Below are 21,606 nucleotides of genomic sequence, written 5' to 3'. Positions count from 1 at the left end.
TCATAACTAGATTGTGCAGGAAATAACAAACGTTAGGGGAGAGTAACATGGAAGACAATATTGTCTTTTTTCCTAAATTGAAAGATCGGATAGTAAATCTAGGTAAAAAAGCTTTAGAAGAAAAAGATTTTAGCAAAGCGTTAATGTTATGTAATCAGTTAAAAGAAATGAATGAACATAATTCACAGACTGAACTAGCAGCAGTTGCATGTTTATTAGAAGGGAATCGAGCGAAGGAAGCAAGGGCACGCTGTGAGGAACTAGTATTTGGTCCATTTGAAAGCGATGAAGCAATCGAAGTTTATATCAGTATTTTATTTCAATTAAAAGAGTATGAAGAGCTACAGAAAAGTATAAAAAAACTTTTGGTTCAAAAACGAATCGATGAAAATCAAATGGATAAATTTCAAGCGATGCTCTCTTTATCAAAAAAAGTAACTTCTGACCGAGATGGTAAACAAGGAGAAATACTTGATTTAAAAATATTAGTAGAAAATTCTGGGCCACTTAATAAACAGCTTGAACTAATTAATGAGTTAAGAATGATTGATTGTACGCTTGTTTTAAAGCAAATAGAAGATATATTAAAAAGTCCAAAAGCGAATTCTCTAATTCAAAGTTTTATCTTATTCATTTTACAGGAACAATCAGTTGATAAGGATTTTGAATTAAATAAAGTGAATCAACGAATGATTTGGAATGCGACAAATCAAAATGACAATCATAAGTCTTTTGTTGATGCTATTTTGAATAAATTAAGTAATGTATTAGAAAGTGAGGATCCTTCTGCTTTCGAAATTGCAAAAGCACATTTTCAACACTTTATGACAATTTACTTTCCATTTATCCCTATCCCATCTGACGAAAACATATGGGCAGCATGCTTTTATTACATAGTACAAGAATTCTTTGATCGAAAAATGACTGAAGATGAATTAAATGATTTGTTTAATGTAGAGTATTTTCCAGTGCAAAGTGCGATTTCATTAGTAAGACGATTTGAGGCTGAAGGATATTTTGATATAAAATAAAAAGATCGGAAGAGCAGGGAATGATTTTCTAAACCCTTAACATTGCCTTTTCTTAATTTTGTTAGAATGATTTCATACATAACCGTTAAGATAAAAAATAGGAAATATTGAAACAAAAAAGGAATGTGTTATAATAGAATGGTTGTAACGACTATTTACTTAATTATACGTGCATTTTTCTTTTTTATTAAAAAAACGGACAGGCATGTATAGTACGAAAATACGTAAACACATATATATTTTTAGATAATTTTGGAGGGAACTAACAATGACTGCTAAATGGGAAAAATTAGAAGCTAACGTTGGTCTATTAACTGTAGAAGTTGAAGCTTCTGAAGTAGATAAAGGTTTAGATGCAGCTTTTAAAAAAGTTGTTAAAACTATGAATGTACCAGGATTCCGTAAAGGAAAATTACCACGCCCAATTTTCGAACAAAAATTTGGTGTTGAAGCACTTTACAATGATGCTTTAGACGTAATTTTACCAGAAGCTTACAGCAAAGCTATTCAAGAGGTTGGTATTGAGCCAGTTGACCGTCCTGAAGTTGATGTTGAGCAAATGGAAAAAGGCAAAACTTTAATTTTCAAAGCTAAAGTAACTGTAAAACCTGAAGTTAAATTAGGCGAATACAAAGGCTTAGAAGTTGAAGAAATCGATGCAACAGTAACTGAAGAAGATGTACAAGCTGAATTAACTAAATTACAAGAGCGTCAAGCTGAGTTAGTAGTTAAAGAAGATGGTACTGTAGAAAAAGGCGATACAGCTGTAATTGATTTCGAAGGTTTCGTTGATGGCGTTGCTTTCGAAGGTGGAAAAGGTGAAAACTATCCACTAGAAATCGGTTCAGGTTCTTTCATTCCTGGATTTGAAGAAGCTTTAATTGGTGCAAAATCAGGCGTTGAAACAGATGTAAATGTAACATTCCCTGAAGAATACCACAGTGCTGAATTAGCTGGTAAAGCTGCTACTTTCAAAGTAACTGTTCATGAAATTAAAGCAAAAGAACTTCCTGAGTTAAACGATGAGTTTGCTAAAGATGTAAACGACGAAGTTGAAACTTTAGAAGATCTTAAAGCAAAAATCAAAACTGACTTAGAAGAGTCTAAAAAAGCTCAAGCTGAAGGTAGCCTACGTGACGCTTTAGTACAAAAAGCTGCTGAAAACGCTGAAGTTGAAATCCCAGAAGTAATGTTCGAAAGCCAAGTTGACCGTATGGTTAAAGATTTCGAACAACGTATTGCACAACAAGGATTAAACTTAGAGCTTTACTACCAATTCACTGGTACTAAAGAGGAGGACCTACGTTCTCAAATGCGTCAAGATGCTGAAGCTCGTGTAAGAATCGACTTAACAATCGATGCTATTATCGAAGCTGAAAAAATCGATGCTACTGAAGAAGAAATGAACGAAGAATTAGGTCGTTTATCTGAAATGTACAACATTCCTTCTGAGCAATTAGTAACTATGCTTGGTGGAACTGATGCTGTACGTGATGATATCCAAATCCGTAAAGCTGTTGAGTTATTAGTAGATAGCAGAAAAAAATAAGCGTTATATAACAATATAATGATGAAACAAGGCGCGAAAATATTCGTGCCTTGTTTTTAAATCATGAAATATTTGGTAAAGTGAACTGATTCCTTTAAAATATACATATACATATGTTAGAATCTGTTATACAGATTTTAAAAAAATATTGTGGCTATACTAAAAATAATTCTTTAAAAGAAGGATTATCTACATTACATTAGAATATATATATTCTAAAAATTTAAACAATTTTAGAGTAGTAATTAATTGCTTTGTTTATTTTGTATGCTATCATATAGCTACAAGATACATATTTTTTGGATTACATACATATTGAGTCGTTTTAGAAATTTTAGAGGGAGTGAACATATGTTCAAGTTTAATGAAGAAAAGGGACAGCTAAAATGTTCGTTCTGTGGAAAATCTCAGTCTCAGGTTAGAAAATTAGTAGCTGGACCTGGTGTTTACATTTGTGACGAGTGTATTGAGCTTTGTACTGAAATTGTTCAAGAAGAATTAGCAAAAGAAGAAGAAGTTGAGTTCAAAGACGTTCCGAAACCAAAAGAGATTTGTGAAATTCTTGATGAATACGTAATCGGTCAAGACAATGCAAAAAAAGCTCTATCTGTAGCTGTTTATAATCATTACAAACGTATTAATTCAAATAGCAAAATTGATGAAGTTGAGTTATCAAAAAGTAATATCGCTATGATTGGTCCAACAGGTAGCGGTAAAACTTTATTAGCTCAAACATTAGCTCGAATTTTAAATGTTCCATTTGCAATTGCAGATGCGACTTCATTAACAGAGGCTGGATATGTTGGGGAAGATGTTGAAAACATTCTTCTTAAATTAATCCAAGCAGCTGATTACGATGTAGAACGTGCTGAAAAAGGTATTATCTACATCGACGAAATCGATAAAGTTGCACGTAAATCTGAAAATCCTTCTATTACACGTGACGTTTCTGGTGAAGGTGTACAGCAAGCACTTTTAAAAATTCTTGAAGGAACAGTTGCAAGCGTACCTCCACAAGGCGGACGTAAACATCCTCATCAAGAATTCATTCAAATTGATACAACAAATATTCTATTTATTTGTGGTGGAGCATTTGATGGAATCGAACAAATTATCAAACGTCGTTTAGGTAAAAAGGTAATTGGATTCAGTGGTGACTCAGAAAAGAGCGATTTAAACTCAAAAGAGATCCTAAACCATGTATTACCAGAAGATTTATTACGCTTCGGTTTAATTCCTGAATTCATTGGTCGTTTACCAGTTTTAGCTAATTTAGAACAGCTTGATGAAGCATCATTGGTTGAGATTTTAACGAAACCAAAAAATGCTTTAATTAAGCAATATCAAAAATTACTAGAACTTGATCAAGTTGAACTTGAGTTTGAAGATAGCGCTCTTACTGAAATTGCTAAAAAGGCAATTGAGCGTAAAACTGGAGCTCGTGGTCTACGTTCAATCATTGAAGGCCTTATGCTTGACATTATGTTTGAATTACCTTCACGTGAAGATATTCAAAAATGTATCATATCAGCAGAAACAGTTAAAACTGGCGCTGCTCCAAAGCTAGTACTTGAAGATGGTACTGAGTTAGAATTAAAGAAAAAAGAAAAGAAAAATAAATTAGCGTAAGTAAAAAAAAACCAAATGCATTTGCATTTGGTTTTTATTTTTTATTGACTAGAAAGAGCAGGGGAATAATTACTTTCCTTTTTTCATGATCTGTCTTTCCTCGAACCTGCCTTTTCTGTTTCTGTTCTTAAGAAAGCGAGCATCCTGGAACGGAAATTAACATTTTTTTTAACGAAGCCTTATTTTTAAATAATTTCATACTAAGTTAATTTTTGAAATTGGTTTATCCTTCCAAATCAAAGGCGATACTAAAAGTAATTTCTACTTCAGTGGAGGGGTAAAAAATGAGTTTAACAACTATTATATTATTAGCACAGCTTGCATTAGGTACAATCGTAGCATTGTATTTTATTCATTTATTAAAAGGTCAACGAACAACTAAAGTTTCGATTGATCGAGAATCTAAAAAAGAAATGGAGCAATTACGTAAATTAAAATCAATTTCGTTAACTGTTCCGTTAGCTGAAAGAGTTAGACCAAGTACTTTTGAAGATATTGTTGGTCAAGAAGATGGAATTAAGGCACTTAAAGCTTCGTTATGCAGTGCTAATCCTCAGCATGTAATTATCTATGGACCACCTGGTATCGGTAAAACTGCTGCGGCGAGACTTGTATTAGAGGAAGCTAAAAAAAGTCCAAATACTCCTTTTAAACCAGATGCAGTATTTATTGAATTAGATGCTACAACAGCTAGATTTGATGAGAGAGGAATAGCAGACCCGTTGATTGGTTCGGTTCATGATCCAATTTACCAAGGGGCTGGTGCAATGGGCCAAGCCGGTGTACCTCAACCGAAAAAAGGTGCAGTAACTGATGCACATGGAGGAATTCTTTTTATCGATGAAATTGGTGAACTTCATCCAATTCAAATGAATAAAATGTTGAAAGTGTTGGAAGATCGTAAAGTTAAATTTGAAAGTGCATACTATCAGGAGGAGAATCCTTCTATACCTGCACATATTCATGAAATATTTAAACATGGATTGCCTGCGGATTTCCGATTAGTTGGTGCTACTACAAGATCTCCTGATGAAATCCCGCCAGCCATTCGCTCACGTTGTTTAGAAATATTTTTTAGAGAGTTAGAACAAGATGAAATACAATTAGTAGCAAAAAGATCTGCTGAAAAAATTGAATTGAGTATTTCAGAAAAAGCTTTAGAATTAGTAGGTACTTATGCAAAAAATGGTCGAGAAGCAATTAACTTAATTCAGTTAGCGGGTGGTATGGTTTTAACTTCTGGTAGAAAAGAGTTAGTTGAAGATGATATTCAATGGGTAGTTTCTGTAAGTAGATTATCACCAAGGTTAGTAAATAAAATTCCAGAAATGCCTACTGTAGGTTTAGTAAACGGTTTGGCTGTTTATGGTGCAAATATTGGAGCATTATTACCAATTGAAGTAATTGCTATGAAAGCCAAAGAAATCGGAAAAGGTTCAATTACAATTACTGGAATTGTCGAAGAAGAAAGCTTGGGGAATCAAGGTAAATCAATCCGAAGAAAAAGTATGGCGAAGGGCTCTTTAGAAAATGTTACGACAATTTTAAGAAAAATTGGCGTACCGATTGATGATTTTACAATACATATTAATTTCCCTAGTGGTGCATTAATTGATGGACCTTCAGCAGGAATTGCAATGGTAGTGGGAATTTTTTCAGCGGTAAATGATGTTCCTGTATTAAATACAATTGCTTTAACTGGGGAAATGAGCATTCAAGGTGATGTGAAGCCAGTTGGGGGTGTTCCAGAAAAAGTAAAAGCAGCTATTAAAGCTGGAGCAACTAAAATCATTATTCCTAAGGAGAATGATCAGGCTTCATTACATCGATACAAAGATGTTGAAATTCTAGCAGTTGATCGCATTGAAAAAGTTCTCCATGAAGTATTTAAAGATAATTGGAAATTTGAAGTACCAACGCAATTAAATAACGATTTCCAACAATTAACATTATTTGAAGAGAATCAATCGCAATCTATGTAGATAAAAATAAGTGTTCGAATCATTTCATTTTGAATAAATAGAGAATACCAATTTATTTTGGAACCTATTTATCGGGTGCATTGAATTGAACACTTTTTTAATTAAGATTTAAGTCGTAAAATTCCACTTTTTTAGAACCTCGATTGGAAAAGAGGACTATTTAGTAATGAGAATCCAATTTTATTAAGCGAATTCATATGGTTTAAGTAGAGGATAGATGTTCATCTTTTCTCAAATGGAATTGCTTCGACATATCTTTTAGTGCATATCATTGTAAATGATATGTATGTTAAGGTAAAATAACTAGATAGAATGAAAAAATATGGAGGTGTAACGTAATGAATGTTACAAAAGAAAAAGTTGTACCCCTCCTACCTTTAAGAGGAATTAGTGTATTTCCTGCCACTATTGCACATCTCGATGTAGGAAGAACAAAGTCAATAAAAGCAATACAAGAAGCAGATGATTTAGATCATTTAATTTTTGTAGTTACTCAAATAGATGCAGATACTGAAAATCCACAAATGAATGAGTTGTATGAATATGGTACGTTAGCAAAATTAACACAAAAAATTACACTACCAAATGGTACAGTTCGTATTACGGTTGAAGGATTACATAGAGGGAAAATCAAATCAATTATTGATCAAAATGATTTCCTATCTGCTAAGGTAGAAGAATATCCAGATGTAGAGGATGACTCTAAAGAGCTTCGTGCTTTAATGAGAACGTTATTGCAGCATTTTAAACAGTATAGTAAGTTATCTAAACGTATACTTCCAGAAACAATTGCTTCAATTGTAAAGCAAGATCGTCCAGGTAAACTTGCAGATGCAATGATTGATGCAATTCCATTAAAGGAAGAGGAAAAACAAAAAATATTAGCGACAGTCGGTGTAACAGAAAGAATACATATCATCTTAAATTTCCTTCAAGATGAAAAAGAATTACTTAAGCTTGAGGAAAAGATTGGTCTACAAGTAAAGAAAAATATTGATAAAACGCAAAAAGAATACTTTTTAAGAGAGCAATTAAAAGTTATTCAACGCGAGCTTGGTGACCGAGAAGGTAAAACTGAAGAGGTTGATAAATTTTTAACGAAAATTGAAGAAGCTAATATGCCTGAAGCTACTAAAGAGGCTGTTTTAAAAGAATTAGCAAGATATGAAAAACTTCCTCCAAATGCTGCAGAAGCAGGTGTAGTTCGTACATATTTAGATTGGATGGTAGCTCTTCCTTGGTCGAAACAAACTGAGGATACACTAGATATTCATCGTTCAGAAAAAATATTAAATAACGAACATGAAGGCTTAGATAAAGTAAAAGAAAGAATTTTAGAGTACTTAGCTGTACAGCAACTTACGAATTCTTTACGTGGCCCAATTCTTTGTTTAGCAGGCCCTCCAGGAGTAGGTAAAACTTCTTTAGCGAAATCGATTGCGAACGCATTGTCTAGAAATTTTGTTCGTGTATCTCTAGGTGGCGTAAGAGACGAATCAGAGATTAGAGGTCACAGAAGAACCTATATTGGTGCAATGCCGGGGCGAATTATCCAAGGTATGAAAAAAGCTGGTACAAATAATCCTGTATTCTTACTTGATGAAATCGATAAAATGTCTAGTGATTTTAGAGGGGATCCAGCTTCAGCAATGCTAGAGGTTTTAGATCCTGAGCAAAATAATAGTTTTAGTGATCATTACATCGAAGAACCATTTGATTTATCCCAAGTTTTATTCGTTGCAACTGCAAATGATTTATCAACTATTCCTGGCCCATTGCGTGATCGAATGGAGATTATCACGTTATCAGGTTATACTGAGCTTGAAAAAGTAAATATTGCTAAGAAACACTTATTCCCGAAAAAATTAGCAGAGCATGGTTTAAATAAATCTACTGTTCAAATTCGTGAAAGTGCTTTGAGTTCAATTATTCGCCATTATACACGTGAAGCTGGAGTAAGATCATTAGAACGTGTTCTTGCTACTTTATGTCGTAAAGCGGCTAAGTTAATTGTTTCAAATGAAAAACAAAAAATTATTTTTACTGATAAAAATATTGAAGAATTTTTAGGTAAAAAAACTTTTTCATATGGACAAATGGAAAGCGAAGATCAAATTGGAGTAGCAACTGGATTAGCTTACACTGCATTTGGTGGCGACACACTTTCAATTGAAGTATCCCTGTATCCTGGTAAGGGCAAGCTAACTTTAACTGGTAAGCTTGGGGATGTAATGAAGGAGTCGGCACAGGCTGCATTTAGCTATATTCGTTCAAAAGCAGAAGAGTTGAATATTGATCAGGATTTCCATGAGAAATATGATATTCATATTCATGTTCCAGAAGGTGCTGTTCCAAAAGATGGTCCTTCAGCAGGTATTACGATGGCAACTGCATTGATTTCTGCCTTAACAAATAATCCAATTCGAAAAGAGGTTGGTATGACAGGTGAAATCACATTACGTGGTCGCGTATTACCAATCGGTGGTCTAAAAGAAAAAATGTTAAGTGCGCATCGTGCAGGTTTAACAACTGTCATCATACCTAAAGAAAATGAAAAAGATTTAGAAGATGTACCACCAATGGTGAAAGAAGGTTTAACTGTTATACCTGTTTCCCATTTAGACGAAGTGCTTGCGCATGCAATAGTAGGAGTGAAAAAATGAAAGTAACAACAGCGGATATTGTCATTAGTGCAGTCCGACCAAATCAATATCCAGACACACAATTTCCTGAAATCGCTTTGGCAGGTCGTTCAAATGTAGGGAAATCTTCATTTATAAATAAAATGTTAAATCGTAAAGCCTTAGCACGTACCTCATCAAAACCTGGTAAAACACAAACATTAAATTTCTTTTTAATTAATGAACAACTTTTCTATGTTGATGTTCCAGGTTATGGATATGCAAAAGTTTCAAAGAAGGAACGAGAAGCATGGGGGAAAATGATTGAAACATATATAACAACTCGAGAGCAATTAAGAGCAGTTATATTATTAGTAGATTTACGTCATTCTCCGACAGAAGATGATGTAATGATGTATGATTTCTTAAAGCATTATGGAATTCCGGTAATCATTGTAGCAACAAAAGCAGATAAAATTCCTAAAGGTAAATGGGATAAACATGCAAAAGTTGTTCGTGAAACATTACAAATTGAAGAAGGCGATGAATTAATTTTATTCTCTTCTGAAACAGGACTTGGAAAAGAAAAAGCTTGGTCTGTAATCGACCGTATGTGTAAATAAAAAATGCTGGTGGCATATCGTCCACCAGCATTTTTTTATGTAAAATTTTTAATCAAAATTGTATGTAGTTCTAAAATATGTATAGTTATTGCTCCAAATGAAATAATTAAATAGAGAGAATAAAAATCGGGACGAACTGTATAAAGATCTGTTTATTTTTTTGAGAATAGAAAATACAAACCTAGAACAGCAATTAATATCGGCCAATATTGTTGGAAATAAGCAACTTGTGACTGAAGTGAACTAAGCATTGTTGTAAGCTTTTCATTAAAAAGGAAAAATAAAGACATAATAAACAATAAAATCCCAGGTAATAAATCACCTTTTCCTTTTTGAGATTGGAATAACATTCCGATTGAAATGATTAGTGTGAGTACAGACCAATGGTTTGGCCAGTTTTTAATATGATTAATTGCATAAAAATGAATCCCAAATCCTAATACTACAATCCCTGGAAATACATAATGACTTTCTTTGCCTTTAAATGCTTGGACGAGAAGGGCAATTCCTGTAATCAAGAGTGGTGTAGTCCAAAATGTGAAAATTTGTAAAGATGGAATCTGCCATTTTGAAATTAGGTAATACAATCCAAAGCCAATTAATAAAATTCCAATAAATAGTCGGTTTTTTTTCATAGCAACTCCTGTTTAACATTATTTGTAATCACTTTTATTTAAAAATTATTGTATAATATGATTTGTGTACATTCACGAAGTAATTCAGATTTAATATTCTACAAATTATTACATTTATGATAGCATAATGAAGTAGAACATAGTTATGATATTTTGCCAAATAGATAAAGATATAAAATCGTCATTTGTACAAGATTTTTAGGGGGGCTTTAGGTAATGCACATCATTACAATAGGGATTGATTATAAAACTGCCCCAATTGAAGTGCGAGAAAAAGTAGCATTTGCTCCAAATGAACTACAAGACGCAATGTGTTCATTAAAAAATGAAAAAAGCATCTTGGAAAACATTATTGTATCTACTTGTAATCGTACTGAGATTTATGCAGTGGTTGATCAAATCCATACTGGTCAATATTATATGAAACGCTTTCTTTTACAACGATTTGGGTTAACAGATGAGGAATTATCACCTTACTTAATTATTAGAACGGGAAATGATGCAATCAACCATTTATTTAATGTAACAAGTGGTTTAGATTCAATGGTAATCGGTGAAACTCAAATTCTTGGACAGGTTAAAGATAGTTATTTACTAGCTCAGGATCATCATAATATTGGTACAATTTTTAATCATTTATTCAAGCAGGCAATAACATTTGCCAAAAAAGTCCACTCAGAGACAGGTATCGGTGAGAATGCGGTATCTGTAAGTTATGCTGCAGTAGAGCTTTCTAAGAAGATATTTAATAACTTAAAAGGCTGCAATGTATTAATTGTTGGTGCTGGAAAAATGAGTAACTTAGCTTTACAAAATCTATATTCACAAGGTGTAGGTAAAGTTACTGTTATTAACCGAACAGTTGAAAATGCAGTTAAACTTGCAGATCAATTTAATGGTGTTGGAAAAGGATTAGAATCATTAGATGATTCATTAAAAGAGGCAGATATCGTTATTAGTTCGACTGGATCTAAGGAATACGTTATTACAGAAAAAATGATACGCCGAATTGAGAAATCAAGAAAAGGTAAACCATTATTCTTAGTAGATATTGCTGTGCCTCGTGATATTGAACCATCAATTCATAATATCGATAGTGCTTTCTTATATGATATTGATGATTTACAAGGGATTGTTGCAGAGAATTTAGCTGAACGTGAACGTGAAGCAACTAAAATTAAAAAAGATATTGTAGAAGAAATTGATAGCTTCCAATCTTGGTTATCTCTATTAGGTGTCGTTCCAGTTATTTCAGCATTACGTGAAAAAGCACTAGATATCCAAGCTGATACGATGAATAGTCTAGAACGCAAATTACCTCATCTATCTGAAAGAGATTTAAAAATAATACAAAAGCACACTAAGAGTATCGTAAATCAACTTTTACGTGACCCAATTATGAAAGCTAAAGAAATGGGTACATCTAAACATTCAGAAGCACAGATTGCTTTGTTTAAAGAAATTTTTAATCTAGATGAAATTTTAGAAGATGCAAATGATGAAATACACGTGCAAACGAAACAAGAAAAAGAGACTATTTCTCTAAAACAACAATTAGGTTATTTGTAGGGGTTAGATAGTGGCGCTTTTGGAAAGTAGTTTTATCTACCACTTATTAATCTTATTGTTTGCATGGAGTATCGTTTTTTCTTTTATCGATTTCATTGATACAAATAGAATGGCAAGTCGTATAGCCTTCTATTTATTAGCAATTGTTTGGGTGTTTTCTACTGTTTTGATGATTTACACCATTAGCCAATTCAGTCTATATTCCTTTATCACATCTAGAGAAGGGCTATATATTTATGTTTGGATAATAATTTCTTTATCAATGATTATTAATTGGTTAGTAAAACTAGAATACTTAGTATTTTTTACAAATGTAGTTTCATTTTTAGTATTTTCGTTGTCAATTTTAATTCCAAAAGCTGGGAAAACGGCAACATTAGTTGATCAGTTAAAATCGGAATTATTATATATCCATATTGGACTTGCTTTTTTAGCATACGGTGCCTTTACCCTGTCCTTTATTTTTTCAGTGATGTACATTTTCCAATATTTTTTATTAAAAAAGAAGAAATGGTCATCGCATTTAAAAAAATTGGGAAGTTTAGGTAAGTTGGAAAAAATGTTTATTACATTTAACTTATTTGGTGTTCCGCTTATGCTAACTTCCCTTATTTTAGGTGTAATTTGGGCGAGTATACGATTACACACCTTTGTTTGGTATGATATGAAAGTAATTGGCTCGTTTTTTGTTTTAATTATGTATAGTACATTTATGTATTTAAAAGTAAGTAACCGTTTCTATGGCAAATCGCTTTGCCTATTTAACATATGTTGCTTCTTAGTATTGTTCGGAAATTATGTTGTTTCAAATCTATATTCAAAGTTTCATTTATGGAGTACGTAAGGAGCTGTAAACTATGCGTAAAATAGTGGTTGGTACAAGGAGAAGTAAATTAGCATTAACACAAACAAAGTGGTTTGTAGAGAAGCTAAAAGAGGTTGCACCTGATTATGAATTTGAATTAAAAGAAATTGTCACAAAAGGTGATGTCATACTAGATGTGACTCTTTCGAAAGTTGGCGGAAAAGGTTTATTCGTTAAAGAGATCGAACATGCAATGCTGACGAATGAAATAGATTTAGCTGTACATAGTATGAAAGATATGCCAGCTATTTTACCAGAAGGTTTAATGATTGGTTGTACACCAAAACGTGTTGATCCAAGAGATGCACTACTTTCTAATAGTGGAAAAGGGCTAATGGAGCTTGAAGCTGGATCAATAGTTGGTACAAGTAGTTTAAGAAGAAGTGCGCAAATTAAAGCAGTTCGACCAGATCTACAAATTAAATGGATTCGTGGAAATATCGACACACGTATTCAAAAACTAAAAGATAATGAATATGACGCAATTATTCTAGCAGCCGCTGGATTAACTAGAATGGGTTGGGCTGAAGATAGTATTACAGAGTACATCGATGAAACAATTTGTGTACCAGCAGTTGGTCAAGGATCACTTGCTATTGAATGTCGTGAAAATGATTCTGAAATTCGTGAACTATTAAATAGACTGAATGATGAATTAACCTATACAACAGTAGAAGCTGAACGTGTATTCCTTCATAAAATGGAAGGTGGTTGTCAAGTTCCTATAGCAGGTTTTGCAACAATCAATGAACAAAGTGAAATCACTTTAACTGCATTAGTAGCAAAACCAGATGGTTCTATCATCTTAAAAGAAGCTGTTAAAGGCACTGATCCAACAGAAATCGGTGAAAAAGCAGCTAATCTGTTAATTGAACGTGGAGCAAAAGAGATTATCGACTCTGTAAAAGAGGCAGCGGATGAATAATTCCTTAAATGGAATAAATATTTTAGTGACAAGGGCAGAGCATCAAGCTGAGGAGTTAAATCATTTAATTCTTCAGTTTGGTGGTCGTCCTATTAATCTTCCACTTCAAAAAATAGTCAAACGTCCAATTTTTATTGATCAATTGGAAAAATACGTTCATGAAACGGACTGGATTTTATTTACAAGCGTTAATTCTGTAAAATACTTTGTGCAAAATATTACAAATGAACTAATTCAAAAAGTTCATCAAAAAAAAATTGGCGCTGTCGGTGAGAAAACAAAGAAAGCGTTACAAAAAGAAGGATTCGAAGTATCATTCATTCCAAGTCAATATACTGGTAAAACATTAGCTAACGAGTTAAGTTATAAAGTAGATAAGGGAACTAAGTTTTTATTTATACGAGGCTCTTTAGCAAGTGATAATGTACCAAGAATTCTTGGTGAAAATGGACATCGCGTTACTCAACTAACTGTTTATGAAACGATTGCTAATGTAAGTGTCAAAAATGAACTAATCGACCTTTTAAAAAATAAAAAAATAGATGTAATAACATTTTTAAACCCATTTAGCGTAGAGCAGTTTAGTTTTTTGATTGAAAATATATTTAGTATAATAGAATTGCAAAATATTAAATTCGCCTGTATTGGGGAAGTAACTGCTTTAAAAGCTAGGGAAAAAGGTTTTCATAATATTATTATTCCTACTAAATTTACAATTGAATCATTACTAAAAAAAATAGCAGATGATATGTAGTATCATGTCATCCTATTAAAAAAGGAGAAGAAAAAAATGACTTATTCTATTCCGTTTGATCGTCACCGTCGCTTAAGAAAAACACCAGCTTTACGCTCTATGGTTAGAGAAAATCATTTACATAAAGAAGATTTTATTTATCCACTTTTTGTTGTTGAAGGACAAGGTGTAAAAAATCCGATTAATTCAATGCCAGGTGTTTTTCAATTTTCATTAGATGAATTAAAAAAAGAAATGGATGAAATCGTATCATTAGGTATTAAATCTGTTATTTTCTTTGGTATTCCTGATGTGAAAGATGCAGTTGGTTCAGAAGCTTACTGTGCGACTGGAATTGTGCAAAGAGCGATTTCTCAAACAAAAGAGCAATACCCAGAAATGGTTGTTATTGCTGATACATGTTTATGTGAGTATACAGATCATGGACATTGTGGAGTTTTAGAAGATGGGTATGTTAATAATGATGAATCGTTAATACTATTAGCAAAAACAGCTGTTAGCCAAGCACAGGCTGGTGCAGATATTATTGCTCCTTCAAATATGATGGACGGTTTCGTTGCAACAATCCGCCAAGCTTTAGATGAAGCAGGATTTGATCATATTCCGATTATGTCTTACGCAGTAAAATATGCTTCGGCATTTTATGGACCATTCCGTGAAGCTGCTCAAAGTGCACCAGGTCAAGGTGATCGTAAAGCATATCAAATGGATCCAGCAAATCGTTTAGAAGCTTTCCGTGAAGCAGAATCAGACACAGTTGAAGGGGCAGATTTCTTAATTATTAAACCTGCGCTTTCATATTTAGATATTATTCGTGATATTCGTAATAACTATCATCAACCAATTGTTGCTTATAATGTAAGTGGTGAATACGCAATGGTTAAAGCTGCGGCATTAAACGATTGGGTTGATGAAGAGAAAATCGTAATGGAAAAATTAATTAGTATGAAACGTGCTGGGGCAGATATGATTATGACTTATCATGCTAAAGATGCTTGCAGATGGTTATCAGAAGGGAAGTAATGAAATAATGAGATCATACAACAAGTCAATTGAAGCTTTTGAAGAAGCAAAACAAGTACTTCCTGGTGGAGTAAATAGTCCGGTACGTGCATTTAAAAGTGTTAATATGGCACCAATTTTTATGAGCCATGGTAAAGGTTCTAAAATTTATGATATTGATGGTAATGAATATATTGATTACGTATTATCATGGGGACCGCTAATTTTAGGTCATTCGAATGAACGAGTTGTAGAAGGCTTAAAACGTACTGCTGAAACTGGTACTAGTTTTGGAGCACCAACATTAAAAGAAACTGAGTTAGCGAAACTTGTCATTGAAAGAGTACCTTCAATCGAAGTTGTACGAATGGTAAACTCAGGAACTGAAGCAACAATGAGTGCTTTACGACTTGCTCGTGGATTTACTGGACGAAACAAAATATTAAAATTTGAAGGATGCTACCATGGACATGGTGATTCTTTATTAATCAAAGCTGGTTCAGGAGTTGCTACTCTTGGTTTACCAGATAGCCCAGGTGTACCTGCTGGAGTTGCATCAAATACAATTACTGTTCCTTACAATGATTTAGAAAGCGTAAAATATGCTTTCGAACAATTTGGTGATGATCTAGCAGCAATCATTGTAGAACCAGTTGCAGGTAACATGGGTGTTGTTCCACCAGTTAAAGGCTTTTTAGAAGGCTTAAGAGAACTGACAACACAATACGGTACAATTTTAATTTTTGATGAAGTTATGACTGGTTTCCGTGTAGGATACAATTGTGCACAAGGGCATTTCGGCGTAACACCTGACATCACATGTTTAGGTAAAGTTATTGGTGGAGGCCTTCCAGTTGGCGCATATGGTGGAAAAGCTGAAATCATGAATCAAATTGCTCCAAGTGGACCAATTTATCAAGCAGGAACACTTTCAGGAAATCCATTAGCGATGACGGCTGGATATGAAACGTTAAGTCAATTATCTGAAGAAGATTACTTTGAATTTAACCGTAAGGCAGACATGTTAGAAGCGGGTTATAAAGCAGCAGCTGAAAAATACAATATCCCTCATTGTATCAATAGAGCTGGCTCAATGGTAGGATTCTTCTTTACAAACGAAAAAGTTGAAAACTACGAAAAAGCAAAAACATCTAATCTAGAAATGTTTGCTAAATACTATCAGTTAATGGCTGAACAAGGTATTTTCTTACCACCTTCACAATTTGAAGGCTTATTCTTATCTACATCGCATTCAGATGAAGACATTCAAAAAACAATTGCAGCGGCTGAATATGCTTTTTCGCAATTAGTATAAAATAGTAGATGGTGTCCCAATTTTTTGGGGCACCTCTTTTTTTGTTAGGTGCAATGAAAGTTGGTAAGGCTGCGAATAAAAGAGAAGTAGAAGTTAATGAGCTTTGAGTAGTGTGCAAATAAGTCTGTGTGAAGTGCAAATAAAGTTGGTAAGGCTGTGAATAAAAGAAAAGTAGAGGCAAATAAAGCCTAAACTGCAAATAAATTCTTAAGAATAGCAAATAAAATAGCAAAATCGCAAATAAAATTAGCTAAATAGCTAATAAAACTCTGATAATCGCAAATAAGTTAAAAACTTACCCATACCTGTTAAGGTATTATGAAGTGAAATTGTAACTAATTTGCTATTTTTAAATGGAAAACTAACAATTTTATTCTAATTCTTTCTAAAACCTATAAAAAAAATGATGAAAACCAGCAAATTATCTTTAAAACCGTTTAATAAAATCACCAACAAGTTTAACATCAGACAAGATACCCCCACTCTTCGAATGATAGGAGTCTATATTCTGCCAGTAAAACAATATCAAAAAAATTGCCCAGTAATCAAAGCCGGTAAATAAAGATGTGAATTTAAACCTTATACCTTATACCTGTACACCCTAAACCCCTACACTTAATTTTCCCTTGATCCTGCACGTCCTAATCCCTGCACTTAATGTATTTCTGTAATCCTGCTCATAAGACCATGCTCTTAATAAATCTTTCTTATGAGAAAATATCAATCTTTTCTTCATAAATTTTTCGTTTCTTTCATAAAAATGTAATGTCATAGACCAAATTGGACGATGAGAGGAGGACATTAAGGTGTCTTCAGAAAATCAAACAAATATTCGCTTTTCATTGAAAGAGACTGTCTGGTTCCAAAAAGGACAGGAAGTTAAAGAGGTAAGATCACTCTCGTTAAATCCAGACATTACTATACAGCAATTTGATGATTATGTTCAAGTAAAGGGTGTCTTAACTTTAGAAGGTAATTATGCGCCTGAAGTGGGGTATCAAGGTGATTATTATTCGTTAAGGGAATTAGCACCTTCAAGAATGGTTGAAAATGTAGTAACTCTTGAGGATGGAAGCTGTGAGTTAAATCATCAGTTCCCAGTAGACATTTCAATCCCATTAACTAGAATAACTGATTTAGAAAACTTGTGTGTTACAGTAGAAACTTTTGATTATCAATTAGCTGAAAAAGGTAGTATTCAGATTGCAGCTGATTTATGTATTTCTGGTCTTCATGATCACAATAGAGCAATAGAAACTTATCATGAACAAAGAATGCATGAACAGTATAATAACTACACGTATGAAAATGACTATCGTTCAAGTGGTGATGGGTTTGAGCATCAGGAAGAAAGGGAAGAAGTAGAACAGTTCCAGTTCTTTCATCAATCTACTAACGAAGAAAAAAATGATCAAGATAATCTCTATGGCAGCGATTGGATTCAATCACTTGAAGAAGATGATGAACAAGAAGAGCAAGAAACATATCCTCAGCAGCCAACTTATTTAGAAGTGTTCCAGCCAGAAGAAGGAATAGAAGAGCGAGTTGAAGCTGTAGATAACGAAGCAGAGCATTATTACGACTTTGAGGAAACGAATGAAGCTGAATTAGAAGAGGATCAAGCTCAAGAGCAATCGGAAGTTTATTACGAGACACAAATACATGCTGAATCGGAAGAAGAAATAGAAGCCCAATCCGAAGAACAATTAGAAGAACAATACGACGTCCAAATAGAAGCACAATCCGAAGTGCAATTAGAAGAACAATCAGAAGAATCATCAGAAGCTCAAGAAGTATATGAGGAAGTGTTTAGAGGGTTTAATATATCAGCCGAATCAATTGAACAACATTCCTCTAATCATAATGATAACACTCCTGAAGCTAACTTCTTTATGGATGAGCAAAGTGAACATGAAGTTGAACAAATAAATGAATACAGTGAACAGACTGTTAGTAATTTAAATAATACTCCTACTGAGCGACCAAGTTTCTTAAATAATGATTACACTCAGCAACAAAGCACTATAAATGATGGTTACACTCAACAACAAAGCTTTTTAAATAATGATTACACTCAACAGCAAAGCACTTTAAATAATGATTACACTCAACAACAAAACACTTTTAATGAGTATAGTTCACAACAACAAGATTTTAATAAAGAGTCTAATCGACAACAAAGCTTTTTAAATAATAATGTAAATACACGTCCTAGCTTTTTAAACAATGATTATAGTTCATTACAAAATTATTTGAATAACGAAAAGAATGTTGAAAAAGAATCACAAAATTATGAAGAGCAATTTAATCGTTCGGTAGAACAAAGTTATCAACCATATGTTAACCAACAATATCAACAGGCTCCATTTTCTTATAATCAGCAGCAGCCAATTTACCAAAATCCATACCCTCAAGTTGCTCAACCAAATTCTTATGTAAATCCAAATGATGTACGCCAGACTCCGCCTTACTATGCTGAATATTATCAAGCTCATGTAGAGGGGGAAGCTCCACCGGTTGAACAAAAAACGGAGGCAAAAGCTGAAGCAAAGAATGTTGTGAAAGAGGAAGCAAAACAAGAAGTTAGTGAAGCAAGAAGTATTAAGAGCGATAATCTTATTTCAAGTTTGTTTACTGGTGAAGGGAAAGAAGAGTCCTATTCAAAATTAAAACTATATCTAGCACAAAATGGAGATACGATCGAATCTGTCGCTAAAAAATACAATTTACAAACTCAGCAATTAAATCGTGTTAATAATTTAAACGATGAATTTTTATCGGAAGGCCAAATAGTTTATATTCCGGTAACTGCAATAAAACAATAATATGATGATAGCTTTGTATTAGTTTAGATACTTGTCTACTAATACAAGGCTTTTACTCATTTAGAAAGTGAGAGTGACGCAGCTTGAATACTAAACCTAAAGATGAAATAAGCGTCATTTTAGCACAATATCATATTGTTCCAAATTATTTTGAAACAGTTGGAAAAGTAATAAAGGTTTACACAAATCAAGGAGTGTTTGCACTTAAAGAAGCGAATGTTGAACGGATTTACAGAAATAATTTAATAGATAATGTACGTTCGTTACAAGATAAAGGCTTTCGAAATGTTGTACCTATCTATCATACTCAAAACGGTGATTATGTTGTTGAATTTAATACTAAGCATTATTATTTAATGCCTTGGATTGAAAGTGTAGATTCAAGGTCAGATGAAAATTTACACTTTCAACGAATGTTTACATCACTTGGTAAGATGCACAATCGTACTCAAAAGGAGAAAAAAATTGATAAAGAACAGTTACAGACACATTATGACACGTTAACAAAAAGATGGAGTAAAGATAAGGAAGTATTAGAAAGTTTTATTGAGGTGGCTGAAAGTAATTGGTATATGTCACCTTATGAACTTAGCTATTGCACTTATTTTCATAAGGTATTAAGTGCCCATCAATTTGCAAGAGGCCAATTAGATGAGTGGTACAAAAAAATGAAAGATACAGAAAATACTAGGATTGTAATGAACCATGGAAGTTTATCTATTTCACATTTTCTTGTAAATAAAAGAGGAGAAGGTGTGTTCATAAATTTAGAAAATGCACAAGAGACGACGCCAATCCAAGATTTAACGAATTATTATAAAAGTTCTTTTAAAACTTACCCAATTCAACAATCAGATCGTAATAATTGGCTAAAGACGTATGAAAAGAATTTTTCGTTGAGGGAAGAGGAAAGAATGTTATTTTTTAGTTATATGGCGTATCCAACCCAGTTTGCATCAAAAATTTCTAAATATATGAAACGGTCGGGTATAAATAACGAAAAAGATAATGTGAAGGATTTACTAAATGCATATTGGCATATGATAAATATTGAACATTTTGTTTCTAAAATTCAAGAGGATATTGAGGCGGCTAAATCGATTGATAATTTATAACCTACTTTTGACAAATGCTTGCTTTCTTCGTTGCTTCGCCTGTGCTCTTTACCTCTATGGTAACTCCGCTAGGGATGCTTCACGCATAGATAGACAATATTTTCAATCAGTCTGAAAATCTGAGTTAACAGAACTTTGTATACAAAAAACCCATCTAGAAAATAACTAGATGGGTTAATATCAATTTTATTTTATATTACGTTTAATACCATTTAATATACTTGTGCGAACAAATTGTTTGTCTGTAATGTGATCTTTTGAAAAAGATATTCTTATATTATTTTCATCTGTTCCAAATAATTTAGAGAATTTATTAGAAGAACCACTTTGTATTTGATCCATTTGAAGAATTAAATCAACTGTTTTTTCGAAACTTAAATAAGTTACGATGACCTCTTCTAATTTACCTTTAAATTCGCCATTCATTGGATAAAATTCAAACTCTTGAATGATTTTTCCGTATTTCTTCTTGTTTTCACTGTCTCTTAGAACAAAACCTTCATCCTGAAGTGCTTGGATAACAGTTTTTAATCCAATAGAAGGTACAATTTGAATGCCATCAGCATCATATTGGTCAACTGCTTTTTCAATTTCTAGATGAGTTTTGATCCAAATATGAGATTTATGAAGTGATACTGGCGTATTTTCAGATAATGTGAAAAAGAATGGAATGACAACTTCTTCGTTTGCGTTTATGATTCGATCAACTGACACGATTACTTTTTGTAAAGTACCATTTTTATTTTGAGTTTTATCATTTGATTCAACTTTATATTCAGTCATGACATGTAAAAAGACGGAATCTAATTCTTGTTTAACCTTACCACCTTTTATATGTAATTCACCTTTTACGCGTTCACCTGCTTGATATTCTGTTTTTTCAAGCTTAGTATCTATTCTCGTTCCTCCAATTCCGAGTACACGAGCTAATGAATTTTTAAATAAACCCATGAATATCCCCCTAAATAATTATATCTACATACTTAATGATTATCGCATACTTAAATATTTACTAGTATACCAGAATGTTAAAAAATCTTTACAATTACTTTTCTAATTTTTTTTATGTATTAAAAAATGTGGTACAATATTGACACATCTTGAATAATCTAAAAAGAAATTAGAAATAATGTTGACTAAGGTTAAGGAAATTTTGTAGTATATTA

The 21,606-nt window shown here is 32.9% G+C and carries 16 protein-coding genes; 14 read left to right on the top strand and 2 right to left on the bottom strand.

Going from position 1 to position 21,606, the window contains the following annotated elements; all coding sequences use genetic code 11:
• Positions 1-47: 47 nt before the first annotated feature.
• The 6 genes from B7R67_RS05670 (at position 48) to yihA (ending at position 9,435) form a co-directional block, all read left to right on the top strand.
• Positions 48-1,031: a tetratricopeptide repeat protein gene (locus tag B7R67_RS05670; RefSeq protein WP_088068392.1), complete on the top strand. Its 984-nt coding sequence runs from the start codon at positions 48-50 to the stop codon at positions 1,029-1,031.
• Positions 1,032-1,299: 268 nt separating this feature from the next.
• Complete coding sequence (tig, locus tag B7R67_RS05665; protein WP_088068390.1) at positions 1,300-2,580, top strand: trigger factor; 1,281 nt, start codon at positions 1,300-1,302, stop codon at positions 2,578-2,580.
• Between the two features lie 351 nt (positions 2,581-2,931).
• On the top strand, positions 2,932-4,209 hold the full coding sequence (clpX, locus tag B7R67_RS05660; RefSeq protein ID WP_088068388.1) for an ATP-dependent protease ATP-binding subunit ClpX: 1,278 nt from the start codon (positions 2,932-2,934) through the stop codon (positions 4,207-4,209).
• 284 nt (positions 4,210-4,493) lie between these two features.
• Positions 4,494-6,191: an ATP-dependent protease LonB gene (lonB, locus tag B7R67_RS05655; protein WP_088068386.1), complete on the top strand. Its 1,698-nt coding sequence runs from the start codon at positions 4,494-4,496 to the stop codon at positions 6,189-6,191.
• A gap of 338 nt (positions 6,192-6,529) precedes the next feature.
• Entirely contained in the window at positions 6,530-8,854 is a 2,325-nt protein-coding gene (gene lon / locus B7R67_RS05650) for an endopeptidase La (RefSeq protein ID WP_088068384.1), read from the top strand.
• On the top strand, positions 8,851-9,435 hold the full coding sequence (yihA, locus tag B7R67_RS05645; RefSeq protein ID WP_088068382.1) for a ribosome biogenesis GTP-binding protein YihA/YsxC: 585 nt from the start codon (positions 8,851-8,853) through the stop codon (positions 9,433-9,435). The genes lon and yihA overlap by 4 nt, the downstream gene beginning before the upstream one ends.
• 152 nt (positions 9,436-9,587) lie before the next feature.
• Here the strand turns inward: yihA and B7R67_RS05640 are convergent, their stop codons facing one another.
• Positions 9,588-10,070, bottom strand: a complete 483-nt coding sequence (locus B7R67_RS05640) for a LiaF transmembrane domain-containing protein (protein WP_088068380.1) — start codon at positions 10,068-10,070, stop codon at positions 9,588-9,590.
• Between the two features lie 216 nt (positions 10,071-10,286).
• Here B7R67_RS05640 and hemA point away from each other — a divergent pair, with 216 nt between their 5' ends.
• The 8 genes from hemA to ysxE all read left to right on the top strand — a co-directional run bounded on the left by hemA (position 10,287) and on the right by ysxE (position 20,440).
• A complete protein-coding gene (hemA, locus tag B7R67_RS05635; RefSeq protein ID WP_088068378.1) occupies positions 10,287-11,639 on the top strand; it encodes a glutamyl-tRNA reductase in 1,353 nt (450 codons plus the stop codon).
• Positions 11,640-11,649: 10 nt separating this feature from the next.
• Positions 11,650-12,483: a cytochrome c biogenesis protein CcsA gene (ccsA, locus tag B7R67_RS05630; protein ID WP_088068376.1), complete on the top strand. Its 834-nt coding sequence runs from the start codon at positions 11,650-11,652 to the stop codon at positions 12,481-12,483.
• A 13-nt stretch (positions 12,484-12,496) separates the two neighbouring features.
• Complete coding sequence (gene hemC, locus B7R67_RS05625; RefSeq protein ID WP_088068375.1) at positions 12,497-13,429, top strand: hydroxymethylbilane synthase; 933 nt, start codon at positions 12,497-12,499, stop codon at positions 13,427-13,429.
• Entirely contained in the window at positions 13,422-14,183 is a 762-nt protein-coding gene (locus B7R67_RS05620; protein WP_088068373.1) for a uroporphyrinogen-III synthase, read from the top strand. Before hemC ends, B7R67_RS05620 begins: the two co-directional genes overlap by 8 nt.
• Positions 14,184-14,219: 36 nt before the next feature.
• Complete coding sequence (gene hemB / locus B7R67_RS05615; RefSeq protein ID WP_088068371.1) at positions 14,220-15,206, top strand: porphobilinogen synthase; 987 nt, start codon at positions 14,220-14,222, stop codon at positions 15,204-15,206.
• A gap of 7 nt (positions 15,207-15,213) precedes the next feature.
• Complete coding sequence (gene hemL / locus B7R67_RS05610) at positions 15,214-16,500, top strand: glutamate-1-semialdehyde 2,1-aminomutase (protein WP_088068369.1); 1,287 nt, start codon at positions 15,214-15,216, stop codon at positions 16,498-16,500.
• A gap of 806 nt (positions 16,501-17,306) precedes the next feature.
• The gene (locus tag B7R67_RS05605) at positions 17,307-19,325 is read left to right on the top strand and encodes a LysM peptidoglycan-binding domain-containing protein (RefSeq protein WP_088068367.1); all 2,019 of its coding nucleotides are present in this window, start codon (positions 17,307-17,309) and stop codon (positions 19,323-19,325) included.
• Between the two features lie 83 nt (positions 19,326-19,408).
• Entirely contained in the window at positions 19,409-20,440 is a 1,032-nt protein-coding gene (gene ysxE, locus B7R67_RS05600) for a spore coat protein YsxE (RefSeq protein WP_088068365.1), read from the top strand.
• A 186-nt stretch (positions 20,441-20,626) separates the two neighbouring features.
• Here ysxE and B7R67_RS05595 read toward each other — a convergent pair whose 3' ends face one another.
• A complete protein-coding gene (locus tag B7R67_RS05595; protein WP_088068363.1) occupies positions 20,627-21,391 on the bottom strand; it encodes a sporulation protein in 765 nt (254 codons plus the stop codon).
• Positions 21,392-21,606 lie beyond the last annotated feature (215 nt).

Origin of the sequence: Gottfriedia luciferensis (assembly GCF_002156865.1) — a bacterium.
Classification (GTDB): domain Bacteria; phylum Bacillota; class Bacilli; order Bacillales; family Bacillaceae_G; genus Gottfriedia; species Gottfriedia luciferensis.
Note: the sequence above shows the minus strand (reverse complement) of the source record. Positions and strands in the feature narration are given on the sequence as shown.